This window comes from Streptomyces sp. NPDC002870 (assembly GCF_042888505.1).
In the GTDB taxonomy this organism is placed as follows: domain Bacteria; phylum Actinomycetota; class Actinomycetes; order Streptomycetales; family Streptomycetaceae; genus Streptomyces.
Window position 1 is genome coordinate 134,373 of sequence record NZ_JBIAPW010000019.1, and the last position, 13,190, is coordinate 147,562.

Annotated in this window: 12 protein-coding genes and 2 tRNA genes; 10 read left to right on the plus strand and 4 right to left on the minus strand. The window is 68.6% G+C overall.

The genetic code is table 11. The annotated features are described in order from the left end of the window. Positions 1-19: 19 nt before the first annotated feature. Positions 20-1,504, minus strand: a complete 1,485-nt coding sequence (locus ACFYWY_RS23160; protein WP_389189810.1) for an amino acid permease — start codon at positions 1,502-1,504, stop codon at positions 20-22. Positions 1,505-1,688: 184 nt separating this feature from the next. Here ACFYWY_RS23160 and ACFYWY_RS23165 point away from each other — a divergent pair, with 184 nt between their 5' ends. Together ACFYWY_RS23165 and ACFYWY_RS23170 are read left to right on the plus strand one after the other, a co-directional pair. Next, positions 1,689-2,177 carry a ribose-5-phosphate isomerase gene (locus tag ACFYWY_RS23165; protein ID WP_389189812.1) on the plus strand — a complete coding sequence of 163 codons (489 nt, stop codon included), beginning with the start codon at positions 1,689-1,691 and terminating at the stop codon, positions 2,175-2,177. Continuing rightward, the gene (locus tag ACFYWY_RS23170; protein ID WP_389189814.1) at positions 2,177-3,001 is read left to right on the plus strand and encodes an Fpg/Nei family DNA glycosylase; all 825 of its coding nucleotides are present in this window, start codon (positions 2,177-2,179) and stop codon (positions 2,999-3,001) included. Before ACFYWY_RS23165 ends, ACFYWY_RS23170 begins: the two co-directional genes overlap by 1 nt. A 122-nt stretch (positions 3,002-3,123) precedes the next feature. Here ACFYWY_RS23170 and ACFYWY_RS23175 read toward each other — a convergent pair whose 3' ends face one another. Next, positions 3,124-4,353 carry a GNAT family N-acetyltransferase gene (locus ACFYWY_RS23175; RefSeq protein ID WP_389189816.1) on the minus strand — a complete coding sequence of 410 codons (1,230 nt, stop codon included), beginning with the start codon at positions 4,351-4,353 and terminating at the stop codon, positions 3,124-3,126. 106 nt (positions 4,354-4,459) lie between these two features. Between ACFYWY_RS23175 and ACFYWY_RS23180 the strand changes: the two genes are divergently transcribed. Further along, the gene (locus ACFYWY_RS23180; protein ID WP_389189818.1) at positions 4,460-5,605 is read left to right on the plus strand and encodes a PP2C family protein-serine/threonine phosphatase; all 1,146 of its coding nucleotides are present in this window, start codon (positions 4,460-4,462) and stop codon (positions 5,603-5,605) included. A gap of 173 nt (positions 5,606-5,778) precedes the next feature. After that, entirely contained in the window at positions 5,779-6,240 is a 462-nt protein-coding gene (locus ACFYWY_RS23185) for an HD domain-containing protein (RefSeq protein WP_389189820.1), read from the plus strand. Positions 6,241-6,249: 9 nt separating this feature from the next. On the opposite strand, the gene ACFYWY_RS23190 is transcribed toward ACFYWY_RS23185, so the two are convergent. Beyond that, positions 6,250-7,404 (minus strand): acyltransferase family protein, encoded by a 1,155-nt coding sequence (locus ACFYWY_RS23190; protein WP_389189822.1) that lies wholly within the window; start codon positions 7,402-7,404, stop codon positions 6,250-6,252. Between the two features lie 423 nt (positions 7,405-7,827). Between ACFYWY_RS23190 and ACFYWY_RS23195 the strand changes: the two genes are divergently transcribed. Continuing rightward, positions 7,828-8,022, plus strand: coding sequence for a hypothetical protein (locus ACFYWY_RS23195; RefSeq protein WP_215097656.1), 195 nt, complete (start codon positions 7,828-7,830; stop codon positions 8,020-8,022). 64 nt (positions 8,023-8,086) lie between these two features. On the opposite strand, the gene ACFYWY_RS23200 is transcribed toward ACFYWY_RS23195, so the two are convergent. Next, positions 8,087-8,157: transfer RNA gene (locus ACFYWY_RS23200), tRNA-Gly, on the minus strand. A gap of 164 nt (positions 8,158-8,321) precedes the next feature. On the opposite strand from ACFYWY_RS23200, the gene ACFYWY_RS23205 reads away from it, so the two are divergent. From ACFYWY_RS23205 to clpX, 5 genes are all read left to right on the plus strand, one after another. After that, positions 8,322-8,398 (plus strand) — tRNA-Pro (locus ACFYWY_RS23205). Between the two features lie 198 nt (positions 8,399-8,596). After that, positions 8,597-10,000, plus strand: a complete 1,404-nt coding sequence (gene tig, locus ACFYWY_RS23210) for a trigger factor (RefSeq protein WP_389189825.1) — start codon at positions 8,597-8,599, stop codon at positions 9,998-10,000. 240 nt (positions 10,001-10,240) lie between these two features. After that, positions 10,241-10,846: an ATP-dependent Clp protease proteolytic subunit gene (locus ACFYWY_RS23215; RefSeq protein WP_389189841.1), complete on the plus strand. Its 606-nt coding sequence runs from the start codon at positions 10,241-10,243 to the stop codon at positions 10,844-10,846. 69 nt (positions 10,847-10,915) lie between these two features. Then, a complete protein-coding gene (locus tag ACFYWY_RS23220) occupies positions 10,916-11,599 on the plus strand; it encodes an ATP-dependent Clp protease proteolytic subunit (RefSeq protein WP_356226350.1) in 684 nt (227 codons plus the stop codon). A gap of 145 nt (positions 11,600-11,744) precedes the next feature. Then, positions 11,745-13,037, plus strand: coding sequence for an ATP-dependent Clp protease ATP-binding subunit ClpX (gene clpX, locus ACFYWY_RS23225; protein ID WP_389189827.1), 1,293 nt, complete (start codon positions 11,745-11,747; stop codon positions 13,035-13,037). Positions 13,038-13,190 lie beyond the last annotated feature (153 nt).

The window sequence follows — 13,190 nt, forward strand, 5'->3', positions numbered from 1 at the left end:
CGTCAGGCGTTGTGCCGGGTCACGACCGGGCGACCGAGTCCTTCACGTCGCTCTGACCGGCGTCCGCGGAATCCACCGCGCCGCGCCGCCCGAACTTCTCACGGCCGACCGCGATCGCGATCACGACCGCCGCCACCAGCAGCGACAGCAGCACCTGATCCCGCGCGTCGCCCCCGTCGTAGACCATGTAGCCCAGCACGAACAGGATCATCGCGATGGTCACCCAGGTCAGATACGGGAAGAGCCACATCCGCACGACGAGCTTGTCCGGCGTCTCGCGCAGGATGATCCCGCGCATGCGCAACTGGGTGACGCAGATGACCAGCCACACGAACAGCGCGACCGCGCCGGACGAGTTCAGCAGGAACGCGAAGACGGTGTCCGGCCACTTGTAGTTGAAGAAGACGGCGACGAAGCCGAAGACCACGGACCCGAGAATGGCCGCCTTCGGCACGCCACGCGAGTTCGTGCGGGCGAAGGCCTTCGGCGCATCGCCACGCTGCCCGAGCGAGAACGCCATCCTGGAGGCGGTGTAGAGCCCGGAGTTGAGGCACGACAGAACTGCGGTCAGCACGATCACGTTCATGATCTGGCCGGCGTGCGCGATGCCGATCGAGTCGAGCGCGGCGACGTACGAGCCCTTGTCGAGGATCGACTTGTCGTTCCACGGCAGCAGCGTCAGCACCACGAAGATGGAGCCCAGGTAGAAGACGCCGATCCGCCAGATGACGCTGTTCGTCGCCTTGGTGACCGCGCGCTGCGGGTCCTCGGACTCACCGGCGGCCAGGGTCACGATCTCGCTTCCCATGAAGGAGAAGACGACCATCAGCACACCGGTCAGGATGGCGCCCGCGCCGTTCGGCATGAATCCGCCGGCGTCGGTGAGGTGTGCGAAGCCCGCACCGGGGTTGTCGGAGCCGGGCAGCAGCCCGAAGACCGCGAGCACACCGATCAGTACGAACGCGCTGATCGCGACGACCTTGATGCCCGCGAACCAGAACTCGAACTCGCCGTACGACGACACCGACACGAGGTTCGTCGCCGTCAGCACGACCATCACGATCAGCGCCCAGCCCCACTGCGGGACCATCGGTATCCAGCTTTCGAGGATCTTCGCACCGGCTGTCGCCTCGACCGCCAGCACCACGACCCAGAAGAACCAGTACAGCCAGCCGATCGAGAACCCGGCCCAGCGGCCGAGCGCCCGGTCCGCGTAGGCGGAGAAGGAGCCGGAGGTCGGGTTGGCGGCGGCCATCTCACCGAGCATCCGCATCACGAAGACGACCAGCGCGCCCACGAGTGCGTATGACAGAAGGATGGCCGGGCCTGCCGCGGCGATACCGGAACTGGAGCCGACGAAGAGGCCCGCGCCGATCACACCGCCGATGGCGATCATGGACAGATGGCGGTTCTTGAGACCGGCCTGGAGACCATCGGAGGGCTGCGGGTTACCGGGTGTTCCGGGCTTCCCGCCTTCCTTCGTGAGGGTCTGCTGCGAGGTCATGGACGATTCCTTAGGTTCGAGAGCACTCGGGTCACGAGCCCCCGCATTCAAACCTGCGACACCCGATCATGGAAGTCCCGTCTCCGTATCGTTAGGTCGATGCGGTAAGCGGAAGGCCCGCGACCCCTTGCGGGTCCGGACCCCGCTGCCCGCTACCCAGCCCCGCGCGTGCCACACTCGGACCATGCGCGTGTACCTCGGCTCCGACCATGCCGGCTTCGAACTCAAGAACCGCCTCGTCGAGTGGCTCACGGCCCATGGCCACGAGCCTGTCGACTGCGGCCCCCACATCTACGACGCCCAGGACGACTACCCGCCGTTCTGCCTGCGTGCCGCCGAGAAGACGGCCGCGGACCCGGACAGCCTCGGCATCGTCATCGGCGGCTCCGGCAACGGCGAGCAGATCGCCGCGAACAAGGTCAAGGGCGTGCGCGCCGCACTCGCCTGGAGCGAGCAGACGGCCGCACTCGGACGTGAGCACAACGACGCCAACGTCGTCGCCATCGGCGGCCGGATGCACACGCTGGAGGAGTCGACGAAGTTCGTCGAGATCTTCCTCAGTACGCCGTACTCGGGTGAGGAGCGTCACACCCGGCGCATCGAGATGCTCACGGCGTACGAGACGACCGGCGAGCTCCCCCCTATCCCGGCGCACCACCCGCAGCAGGGCTGATGCCCGAGGGTCATACGATCCACCGACTGGCCGCCGACCACTTCGAGAGGTTCGGCGGCCGGCCTGTGCGGGCGACCAGCCCGCAGGGGAAGTTCTCCGACAGCGCGGCGCTGCTCGACGGCCAGGTCATGGAGAGCACCGAGGCGCACGGCAAGCACCTCTTCCTCGGCTTCGGCCCGCTCGGCTGGGTCCATATCCACCTCGGCCTCTTCGGCAAGGTGAACTTCGGCGACGCGCCCGCGCCCCCGCCGACCGAAACGGTCCGGCTGCGCCTGGCCGGTCCCACCGCGTACGTCGATCTGCGCGGCCCCACCGCCTGCGGGCTGATCACCGACGGCGAGAAGCAGGCGATACACGACCGCCTCGGCCCCGACCCGCTGCGCGCCGACGACGCCGCGTTCAGCTCCGGGGGCGAGCGGGCCTGGGCCCGCGTCTCCCGCTCCCGCACCACCGTCGCCGCGCTGCTGATGGACCAGAAGGTCATCTCGGGCGTCGGCAATGTCTACCGCGCCGAGGTCCTCTTCCGGCACGGCATCGACCCCTACCGCGCGGGCAAGGACCTCCGCCGCGCCGAGTGGACCGCGATCTGGACGGACCTCGTGGAGCTGATGCGCGAGGGGGTACGCAACAACCGCATCGACACCGTCCGCCCCGAGCACACTCCCGAGGCGATGGGCCGCCCGCCGCGCGTCGACGACCACGGCGGCGAGGTCTACGTCTACCGCCGGGCACGACTGCCCTGCCATGTCTGCGGCGGCGAGATCCGCACCGCCGGTCTCGCCGCACGCAATCTTTTCTGGTGCGCGGGGTGCCAGCGGGGTTAGCCCGCCCCGCACCCCACGCCTCAAACGCCGGCGAGGCTTGATTCGGGGCTTCGCCCCGGACCCCCACGCCTCAAACTCCCCCAGACTTCGTCCGGGGGGACCCCCACGAGGCTGGAAATGCGCTAGAAGCCGTGCGGCAGCCAGGGCACGACATCGCTGGTGAACGCCGACGACGCCTCAGCCAGCGCCCCCTGCCGCAGTTCCCGTACCCGCCCCGCCCCCGCCAGCGCGGCCAGCGACACCCCGCCCAGATAGGCCGCGCCCAACTCCCGTACTGACAGCGCCAGATCGGCGTCGTCCTCCGTCCGCTTGCAGGACGCGCCCTTGTCGTCGCCGGTCAGCCGCCAGCGTCCGATGTTCCAGGGGCAGAAGGCGTCAGCGACGTCGAAGACCACATCCACCGGCGTCCGGTACGTACGCGCCTCGAGGGCTGCGCCCAGATCCACCAGCCGGACGAACAGCCCGTCCCGCACCCGCGCTTCGAGGCGCCGCACATCGTTGACGAGATGCAGCAGCGGATCGTCCACGGGGCGGTTGCGGGCCACCACCTTCACCGTCAGGTCGATGTCGAAGAGGAAGCGCCACAACACGGCGTACGTCACGGGGTCGAGCGCCTCGATGTGCCGCAGCGTGATGGTGCCGCTCGGCCCGCGGGGCTCCCACTCCGGCTTGTTGTGGAAGCGGACGAAGCCGACGATCTCGCCCTCCCGCTCGGCAACCACACACTGCATCGGCGACGCGCCCTCCCGCTCGCTCGGCGGGTCGAGCAGCGGCAGCCGCTCCCAGCCCGGCTTGCGGGCGAGCATGCCCGGCCGTGAGCCGATGCTGCGTACGTACACCGCCTCGCACTCCGCGGCGACGTCCGCGACTTCGGCGAACCGCAGCCGGACCGCGTCGGCGCCCTCCGGGACGGTGATCCGCCCCCGGACCGTGTCGATCTGCGCGGACATCTGCTGGGTCGCGATTCCGTAGCCGAACCGTCCGTAGATCTCCGGCTCGGAGGCCGTCAGCACGGCCAGCGGCTCACCCCGGCCGCGTACGTCGTCCAGTTGGCGGCGCATCATCGAGGTGAGCACCCCGCGCCGCCGGTGCGTCGCCGCCACGCTGACCATCGTCACGCCGGCGGCCGGCACCATCGCGCCGCCCGGCACCGAGACCCCGAACGAGAACGCCCCGGCCGTCCCGACGCAGTCGTCGCCGTCCCAGGCCCCGATCGACCGCTCGTACTCGGTCAGCGAGTCCCACAGCTCGCGCTCCTCCTGCGGCTCGCCGACCCCACCGAAGGCGAGCATCAACTTCCCGTACCAGTCGTCCCATTCGGACGGCCGCAGCACCCGCAGCTCGATCGTCATAAGCCATGCCTACCAGGGCTGTGGCAACACGGCGACCCGATTTCGAACACATTGTCACAGGGGTCCCCCTGCGCGGAACGCGGGCGGGTCGATAGGGTCCACGGCAATGGCCCGCGGCTCTGCAGCAGACTCGTTCACGGCCCGGTTGCGGAAGGCAGTGCACCGGGCCCGTATCGCCCTGCGCAAATCCGGCGTCGACTACTTCCGCGGCGACGGTTCCGACTGGATTGCGCTGGCCGGGCTGCTGTTGACCATCCCCGCCTTCACCTGGGGGACGGTCGTGATGCCCGTCTGGGTGTCCCCGGCGGCGCTGGTCCTGCCGATCGTGGCCGGCGGTCTGCTGCTGCGCCCGGCGAACCTGCTGGGTCTGTACGCGGCGGCCGCGGCGGCTCTGATCGTCGAGTCGGTCGTGCTCGGCCCCTACACCGAGGGCCCGGCCAGGGTCACCCCGGGCACGGTCCTGGTGGTCGCCGCGTGCGGCTTCTTCGGCCTGCTGATCGCGCAGTTCCGGGCCAGGGTCGGGGTGCCCTGGCGGCGCGGCGGAACAATGCTCTTCGACCTGCGCGAGCGCATCCGAATACAGAGCGCCCTGCCGCGGCTGCCGAAGGGATGGCACCGCGAGATGGCGCTGCGCCCGGCGGGCGGCCAGTCCTTCTCCGGCGACTTCGTCGTCGCGGCGCGTACGAATGGCGGCCGCACCCTCGAGGTCGTCCTCACCGACGTCTCGGGCAAGGGCATGGACGCGGCGTCCCGCGCGCTGCTGCTGTCCGGCGCGTTCGGCGGGCTGCTCGGCTCGCTGCCGCCGCACGGCTTCCTGCCCGCGGCCAACGGCTACCTGCTCCGCCAGGACTGGGACGAGGGCTTCGCCACCTCCATCCATCTCGTCCTGGACCTGGACTCCGGGGACTACGAGCTGCTGTCGGCCGGCCACCTGCCGGCGCTCCAGCTGAGCGCGGGCAGCGGCCGCTGGGAGGAGAAGTCCGCGGAGGGTCCGCTGCTCGGCGTCTACGACCCGGCACAGTTCGACCCGGTCAAGGGCTCCCTGCGCCCCGGCGACGTACTGATGCTCTTCACCGACGGCCTGGTGGAGGCCTCCGGCCGCGACATCAGCGAGGGCATCGACCGCCTCACCGGCGAGGCCGACCGCTATGTCGCCTCCGGCTTCGAGGGCGCGGCCTGGCATCTGATCGAGGCGGTCGCGAAGGACGTCAACGACGACCGGGCGCTGCTGCTGCTCTGCCGGGAGGCGTGAGCGCGGGGTGGGGTGGCGGGTGGGGTCACGCCCCGCCCCCGATCGCGCCGGCACCGCGGGCAGCCTGACGCGCGCGAACTCGGCGCAGATCGCAGCGCGTTGACCGCCCTGACCACCCCGCATTCGCCGGAGCGCCTGCGTATCGGCGCACCGTACGCACGTACAGTCGTCCCATGTCGTATCTCACGCTCACCGAGGTCGAGGCCATCGCCCGTGAGGCGCACGCCGCCCAGAAGGACAAGTCGGGACGCCCGTACACCGAGCATCTCGCCGCGGTGGCGGAAGGCGTACGCGCCCGCGGCGGGAGCGAGGAGCAGATCGCCGCCGGGTGGCTGCACGACGCCGTCGAGGACGACGTGCTCTCCCGCGAGTGGCTGGACGCCGCCGCGCTGCCGCAGTCCGTCAAGGACATGGTCCTGGCCCTCACCAAGGGCGAGGGCGAGGCCCCGGAGGAGTACGCACGGCGCATTCTTGCCACTCCCGGCGCCCGCCTCATCAAGGAGGCCGACCTCGCGCACAATGCCAACCCGGCGCGGCTCGCCGCCCTCGACGAGGCGACGCGGACCCGGCTGGCGGCGAAGTACGCCAAGATGCGCGGCCTGCTCGGTCTGTCGGACGAGCAGCCCACCGACTGATTCAGCGGGTCAGCGCCGCGGCCCCAGCTCCGTCACGTCCCGCCGGAACGCCCACGCCATCTCGGGCTCGGTCACGCACCGCATCACCCGTCGCACCGGCGGCGTGCACAGCAGCGTCACCGCGGCCGCCGCGACCAGCGTCAGCACGATCTCGCCGCTCGGCGTGCTCAGCCAGGCGTTCGTCTCGAAGACATGCCCGTAGTCCGCGGCCTTGATCAGCAGGCCGTGCAGCAGATAGCCGCAGATCGTGCCCGCGCCCAGCACCGTGAACCACATCCTGCGGCGCGGCACCCACGCCAGGAACCCGGCCGTGAGCAGCACCGCGCAGCCGAAGAACGCCAGGGTCATCAAGATCCCCGACCACCACGGCACACCCAGGTCCTGCGCGCTGCTGGACCGGTAGAACCAGCCCAGATCCATCCGGGGCGCGGCCCAGTACGCGAAGACGCCCGCGCCCGCGAAGAGCGGCAGCGCCAGCAGCCGCACCTCGCGCCGCCGCACCAGCTGGAAGTGCTCGGGCTTCAGACACAGCCCGAGTACGAAGAACGGCAGGAACTGCAGCACGCGCTGGAGATTGAGGTCCGCCCCGATGCCCGGCGTCAGCGCGGCGAGCGAGGCCAGGGTGAGGGCGACCGGCAGCGGCCACCGGATCAGCTGCCACAGCGGCGTCGTCAGCCGCCAGATGAACAGGGCGACCAGGAACCAGGTCAGATAAAAGGGGTCGAGCAGGCTGATCGGCTGCTCGGGGGCGTTCTGCGCCCACCGCCGGAAGAGGGAGTAGACCACCTCGAAGACGACGTACGGCAGGGCGATCCCGGTCAGCATGCGTCTGAGCTGGTCGGGCCGACCGGTGTAGCTCCGCGACAAGTAGCCGGAGACGACGATGAAGGCCGGCATGTGGAAGGCGTAGACGAGCATGTACAGCGCCCGGGAGGCGCGGCTGCCCTCCATCACCGGCTCCCATGCGTGGGCGACTGCCACGAGCACGATGGCCAGATACTTCGCGTTGTCGAAGTAGGCGTCTCGCCTGGTGGACTTCGCAGCAGCCTTCTCGGCAGGCCCCGGGGCGGCCGGTGTGGCCGTCTTCTGCGTCGTAGGGACGGGCTCCGACTCCCGGGCCTGGGGGAGCGGGGCCCTCTGATATTCATGCGGAGCGTGGAACATCTGAGGCACCCTAGCCTCGCCGATTCGATTTCGTAAAACCTTCTCCGGACGCCCCCCATTCGAATCTGAAACAGCCACCAACCGCCCACTATGCCCCAATTAATCCCCCTTAAATGGGGCATATCTCCACGACCTTGTGACCACGTGAATTTCCTCACCGACCCCCTTCGAATTTCTCGTGTGCGACGTGTGGGGGCATGGCAACGATCAGGCCGAATTCCTTCCCGTATTTCACCCCGGCGGACGAGTCACCCCTTCTCCCCGGGCGCGCGCGGGCGCGCGGATGGCGTGATCCCGTCATCGATGATTCGTCAGCGGGCAGCATGTACCGGGCTGTTGGTGGCACGATGGTGAAGGGCGGGGGTGTGCTGGGCCGCACGCTCCCAGGCCGGCATGGCGGACCGACCGAGGGTGTGATCAGTTGTGGCCATTTCGCTGTCTGTGGTGCTTCTGTTGGCGATCATCCTCGTGGTGCTGATCCGCGGCGGCTCCATAAAGGCCGGACCCGCGATAGTCGCGGTGCTGTTCGGCTTCTTCCTCGCCTCGACGGGCATGGCGCCGTCGATCAACAGGTTCCTCGACTCGATAGCCGACACCATCAACCAGATCAACTTCTGACCTTCAAACGCCACAGGCCCGGCCCGGTCGAACAGCGACCGGGCCGGGCCTGAGGCATGAAGAGAGCGGGCGACGGGAATCGAACCCGCGTAGCTAGTTTGGAAGACTAGGGCTCTACCATTGAGCTACGCCCGCAAGTGCCGCACCGCAGGTCACGAGGGCCGCGGTACGAGGAGCATCGTAGCGGGTCCGGGGCCGGTGACGCACACCCCATTCCGTTCGCGACGCCTCCCTGAGTGCCTCACGAAAAATGCGGCAGCCGCATGGCCTGCGGGCATGTACCCTACGTGTCGCACCGACGGGGTGTGGCGCAGCTTGGTAGCGCGTCCGCTTTGGGAGCGGAAGGTCGTCGGTTCGAATCCGGCCACCCCGACCATCACCACGATCGCCCTTCAAGATCGCATTGTGGGGCTCATCCTCCTTGCGGCTACTATGCAAGCTGCGTGCCCGTGTGTCCGACGCGTCCGGCGAACAGCCGGCGAGTGGGACGGAGAGCCGGGCCGAATCCGCTGAGTCGCCTCCAGTGCGGCGGACGCAGCAGAACCTCAGAATCAGCCACCAAGGAGACCGAACCGTGAAGAGCGCCGTGGAGACCCTGAACCCGACTCGGGTTCGGCTCACTGTCGAGGTGCCCTTCGAGGAGCTCAAGGACAGCCTCGACGCGGCGTACAAGAAGATCAACCAGCAGGTCACGGTCAAGGGCTTCCGCAAGGGCAAGATCCCGGCCCGAGTGATCGACCAGCGGTTCGGCCGTGGTGCGGTGCTGGAGGAGGCGGTCAACGACGCCCTCCCGAAGTTCTACACCGAGGCGGTCAACGAGGCCGCGGTCAACCCGCTCGGCCAGCCCGAGGTCGACATCACGGAGCTGAAGGACGGCGAGACGCTCGCCTTCACCGCCGAGGTCGACATCCGCCCGGCCATCGAGATCCCGGACTACTCCGGCATCGAGGTCACTGTCGACGCCGTCGAGGTCAGCGACGAGGACGTCGACAAGTCGGTCGAGGAGCTGCGCGAGCGCTTCGCCTCCACCAACCCGGTCGAGCGCGCAGCCGCCGAGGGCGACATCGTGACGATCGACCTCGAGGCCAAGGTCGAGGGCGAGGTCCTGGAGGACGGCGTCGCGAGCGGCGTCCAGTACACGATCGGTTCCGGCGAGCTGCTCGACGGCATCGACGATGCCGTCACCGGCCTGGAGGCCGGCGGCGAGGCCACCTTCACCTCCGAGCTCAAGGGCGGCAGCGCCGAGGGCAAGGAGGCCGAGGTCGCCGTCAAGGTCACCGCCGTCGCCGCGCGCGAACTCCCCGAGCTCGACGACGACTTCGCCCAGATGGCGAGCGAGTTCGACACCCTCGAGGAGCTCAAGGCGGACAGCCGCAAGCGCCTCGAGAACATGAAGCAGTACGACCAGGCCACCCAGGCCCAGGAGCGCGTCCTGGACGAGCTGCTGAAGCTGGCCGAGGTGCCGATCCCCGAGAAGCTCCTCGAGGACGAGGTCAACACCCGTAAGCACAACCTGGTGAACCACCAGCTGGCCCAGATGGGCCTCGACCTCGCGAAGTACCTGGAGATCCAGGGCAAGACCGAGGAAGAGTTCGACGCCGAGACCGCGGAGCAGGCGGTCAAGGGCATCAAGACCCAGTTCATCCTCGATGAGCTGGTCAACAAGGAGAAGCTGAACGTCAACCAGGAGGAGCTCACCGAGCACCTCATGCGGCGTGCGGCCTCCTCCGGCATGAGCCCCGACCAGTTCGCCCAGGCGGTCGTCGAAGGCGGCCAGGTGCCGATGCTCGTGGGCGAGGTCGCCCGCGGCAAGGCGCTCGCCGTGGTCGTCGAGGCCGTCAAGGTCACCGACACCAACGGTGAGGTCATCGACCTCGAGGACGACGAGGACGAGGCCGAGGCGGCCGCAGACACGGCCGAGGCCGCCGCTGACGGAAACGACGGAAACGACGGAAACACGGAGAAGACCGAGGCCTGAGCCTTGCTCTGACCCCTACGCCGGGCCCCGGACGCACCCTGCGCCCGGGGCCCGAGTCGTACTGCTGTGCCCCCCGGTACCTTGCGCTCCGAGCGAACAGTTCGGGAAGCGGGATGGCGTTGTCCCACCTGCGCGTTAGGGTCCATGAATACGAGGGCAAGGCAATTCCCGCCCCCAGTACGAAGACGCTGAGACGGCCGCAGCCGTCAGAGACGAGCAGGTGGATACGTGACGAATCTGATGCCTTACGCCGCGGGTGAGCCGTCCATCGGTGGTGGCCTCGGTGACCAGGTCTACAGCCGGCTGCTCGGCGAGCGCATCATCTTCCTCGGCCAGCAGGTCGACGACGACATCGCCAACAAGATCACGGCGCAGATGCTGCTCCTTGCCGCCGACCCGGACAAGGACATTTACCTCTACATCAACAGCCCCGGTGGCTCGGTGACAGCCGGCATGGCGGTCTACGACACCATGCAGTACATCCCGAACGACGTGGTGACCATCGGCATGGGCATGGCGGCCTCGATGGGTCAGTTCCTGCTGACCGGCGGCGCCTCCGGCAAGCGCTTCGCGCTCCCCAACACCGACATCCTCATGCACCAGGGCTCGGCCGGCCTCGGCGGCACCGCCTCGGACATCAAGATCCAGGCCGAGTACCTGCTCCGTACGAAGAAGCGCATGGCGGAGATCACGGCCCGGCACTCCGGCCAGAGCGTGGAGACGATCATCCGCGACGGTGACCGCGACCGCTGGTTCACCTCCGAGGAGGCCAAGGAGTACGGCCTCATCGACGAGATCATCTCCGCCGCATCGGGCGTTCCGGGCGGCGGCGGCACCGGCGCCTGAGCCCTGAGCTCCGAGCTCCTGAGCCAGGCAGTCCGCCCCGGCCACCCAAGCCCACAGAACGCCACCAGGATGGTGAACACCGACATGAGTAACTTCCCCGGCGCTTCCGCCAGCGGCCTCTACACCGGCCCGCAGGTGGACAACCGCTACGTCGTCCCGCGCTTCGTCGAGCGCACCTCGCAGGGCGTGCGCGAGTACGACCCGTATGCGAAGCTCTTTGAGGAGCGCGTGATCTTCCTCGGCGTGCAGATCGACGATGCTTCCGCCAACGACGTCATGGCGCAGCTGCTGTGCCTGGAGTCGATGGACCCGGACCGTGACATCTCGATCTACATCAACAGCCCCGGTGGCTCCTTCACCGCGCTGACCGCGATCTACGACACGATGCAGTTCGTGAAGCCGGACATCCAGACGGTCTGCATGGGCCAGGCGGCCTCCGCCGCGGCCGTGCTGCTCGCCGCCGGTACCCCCGGCAAGCGGATGGCTCTGCCGAACGCCCGCGTGCTGATCCACCAGCCGTCCTCGCAGACCGGTCGTGAGCAGCTCTCCGACCTGGAGATCGCGGCCAACGAGATCCTGCGGATGCGTACGCAGCTGGAGGAGATGCTGGCCAAGCACTCCACCACGCCGATCGAGAAGATCCGTGACGACATCGAGCGTGACAAGATCCTGACCGCCGAGGACGCCCTTGCGTACGGCCTCGTCGACCAGATCGTCTCGACCCGTAAGAGCACGGCCGCAGCGGCCGCCTGACCGGACCGGCGCCCTTGGCGCGGTTCACGACAATGTGAACCGCGCCAAGGGGGGCCCGAACGGGGGGCCCGGCAAGGTACCGTCGGATATGAGGCACCAGGAGCCGGCTGAACCAAGCTGCTCCCAGGCGAAGGGGAAGCACCTCGTGGCACGCATTGGTGATGGCGGCGACCTGCTCAAGTGCTCGTTCTGCGGAAAGAGCCAGAAGCAGGTGAAGAAGCTCATCGCAGGCCCCGGTGTGTACATCTGCGACGAGTGCATCGACCTCTGCAACGAGATCATCGAGGAGGAGCTCGCCGAGACCTCCGAGGTGCGGTGGGAGGAACTGCCCAAGCCGCGCGAGATCTACGAGTTCCTCGAGGGGTACGTCGTCGGGCAGGAGCCCGCGAAGAAGGCCCTCTCGGTAGCGGTGTACAACCACTACAAGCGCGTCCAGGCCGGCGAGAACGGCGGCGGCGCGAGCCGGGACGACGCGATCGAACTGGCCAAGTCGAACATCCTGTTGCTCGGCCCGACCGGGTCCGGCAAGACGCTGCTCGCCCAGACCCTGGCCCGGATGCTCAACGTCCCGTTCGCCATCGCCGACGCGACGGCGCTGACGGAGGCGGGGTACGTAGGCGAGGACGTCGAGAACATCCTGCTGAAGCTCATCCAGGCGGCCGACTACGACGTCAAGAAGGCCGAGACCGGGATCATCTACATCGACGAGATCGACAAGGTCGCCCGCAAGAGCGAGAATCCGTCGATCACCCGGGATGTGTCGGGCGAAGGCGTCCAGCAGGCCCTGCTGAAGATCCTGGAAGGCACGACGGCCTCGGTCCCCCCGCAGGGCGGCCGGAAGCACCCGCACCAGGAGTTCATCCAGATCGACACGACGAACGTGCTGTTCATCGTGGGCGGCGCCTTCGCCGGACTCGAGAAGATCATCGAGTCCCGGGCGGGCGCGAAGGGCATCGGCTTCGGCGCGACGATCCGCTCCAAGCGCGAGATCGAGGCGAGCGACCAGTTCCAGGAGGTCATGCCGGAGGACCTGGTGAAGTTCGGGATGATCCCGGAGTTCATCGGCCGCCTCCCGGTCATCACCTCGGTCCACAACCTGGACCGCGAGGCGCTGCTGAAGATCCTGGTCGAGCCGCGCAACGCACTGGTGAAGCAGTACCAGCGCCTGTTCGAACTGGACGGCGTGGAGCTGGACTTCGACCTCCCGGCGCTGGAGGCGATCGCCGACCAGGCGATCCTGCGCGGCACCGGCGCGCGTGGCCTGCGGGCCATCATGGAAGAGGTCCTGATGTCGGTGATGTACGAGGTGCCGTCCCGCAAGGACGTGGCCCGCGTGGTGATCACATCGGATGTGGTCCACAACAACGTGAACCCGACGCTGGTGCCGCGGGAGCCGCGGATCGTGAAGACCGACGGGCGTCACGAGAAGTCGGCGTAACTCAGCCAAACGAACAGGGGCGCCCGGCCCCGCAACAGGGCGGGGGCCCCGCGGTTTGGCGCCGGGGCAAACGACCCTGGTACGGGGGGGGGTGGTGCGCTTTGGGGGCACCGCCGCGGCCCGGGGCCGGGGGACGGGGGGGGCCCCCCTTGC

What these genes read in the sequence shown, in the direction of transcription:
- ACFYWY_RS23170 (WP_389189814.1), top strand. Translation starts at nt 2,177, where the DNA reads ATGCCCGAGGGTCATACGATCCACCGACTGGCCGCCGACCACTTCGAG.
- ACFYWY_RS23190 (WP_389189822.1), bottom strand. Translation starts at nt 7,404, where the DNA reads ATGTTCCACGCTCCGCATGAATATCAGAGGGCCCCGCTCCCCCAGGCC.
- ACFYWY_RS23180 (WP_389189818.1), top strand. Translation starts at nt 4,460, where the DNA reads ATGGCCCGCGGCTCTGCAGCAGACTCGTTCACGGCCCGGTTGCGGAAG.
- ACFYWY_RS23165 (WP_389189812.1), top strand. Translation starts at nt 1,689, where the DNA reads ATGCGCGTGTACCTCGGCTCCGACCATGCCGGCTTCGAACTCAAGAAC.
- ACFYWY_RS23220 (WP_356226350.1), top strand. Translation starts at nt 10,916, where the DNA reads ATGGTGAACACCGACATGAGTAACTTCCCCGGCGCTTCCGCCAGCGGC.
- ACFYWY_RS23175 (WP_389189816.1), bottom strand. Translation starts at nt 4,353, where the DNA reads ATGACGATCGAGCTGCGGGTGCTGCGGCCGTCCGAATGGGACGACTGG.
- ACFYWY_RS23185 (WP_389189820.1), top strand. Translation starts at nt 5,779, where the DNA reads ATGTCGTATCTCACGCTCACCGAGGTCGAGGCCATCGCCCGTGAGGCG.
- ACFYWY_RS23215 (WP_389189841.1), top strand. Translation starts at nt 10,241, where the DNA reads ATGCCTTACGCCGCGGGTGAGCCGTCCATCGGTGGTGGCCTCGGTGAC.
- ACFYWY_RS23160 (WP_389189810.1), bottom strand. Translation starts at nt 1,504, where the DNA reads ATGACCTCGCAGCAGACCCTCACGAAGGAAGGCGGGAAGCCCGGAACA.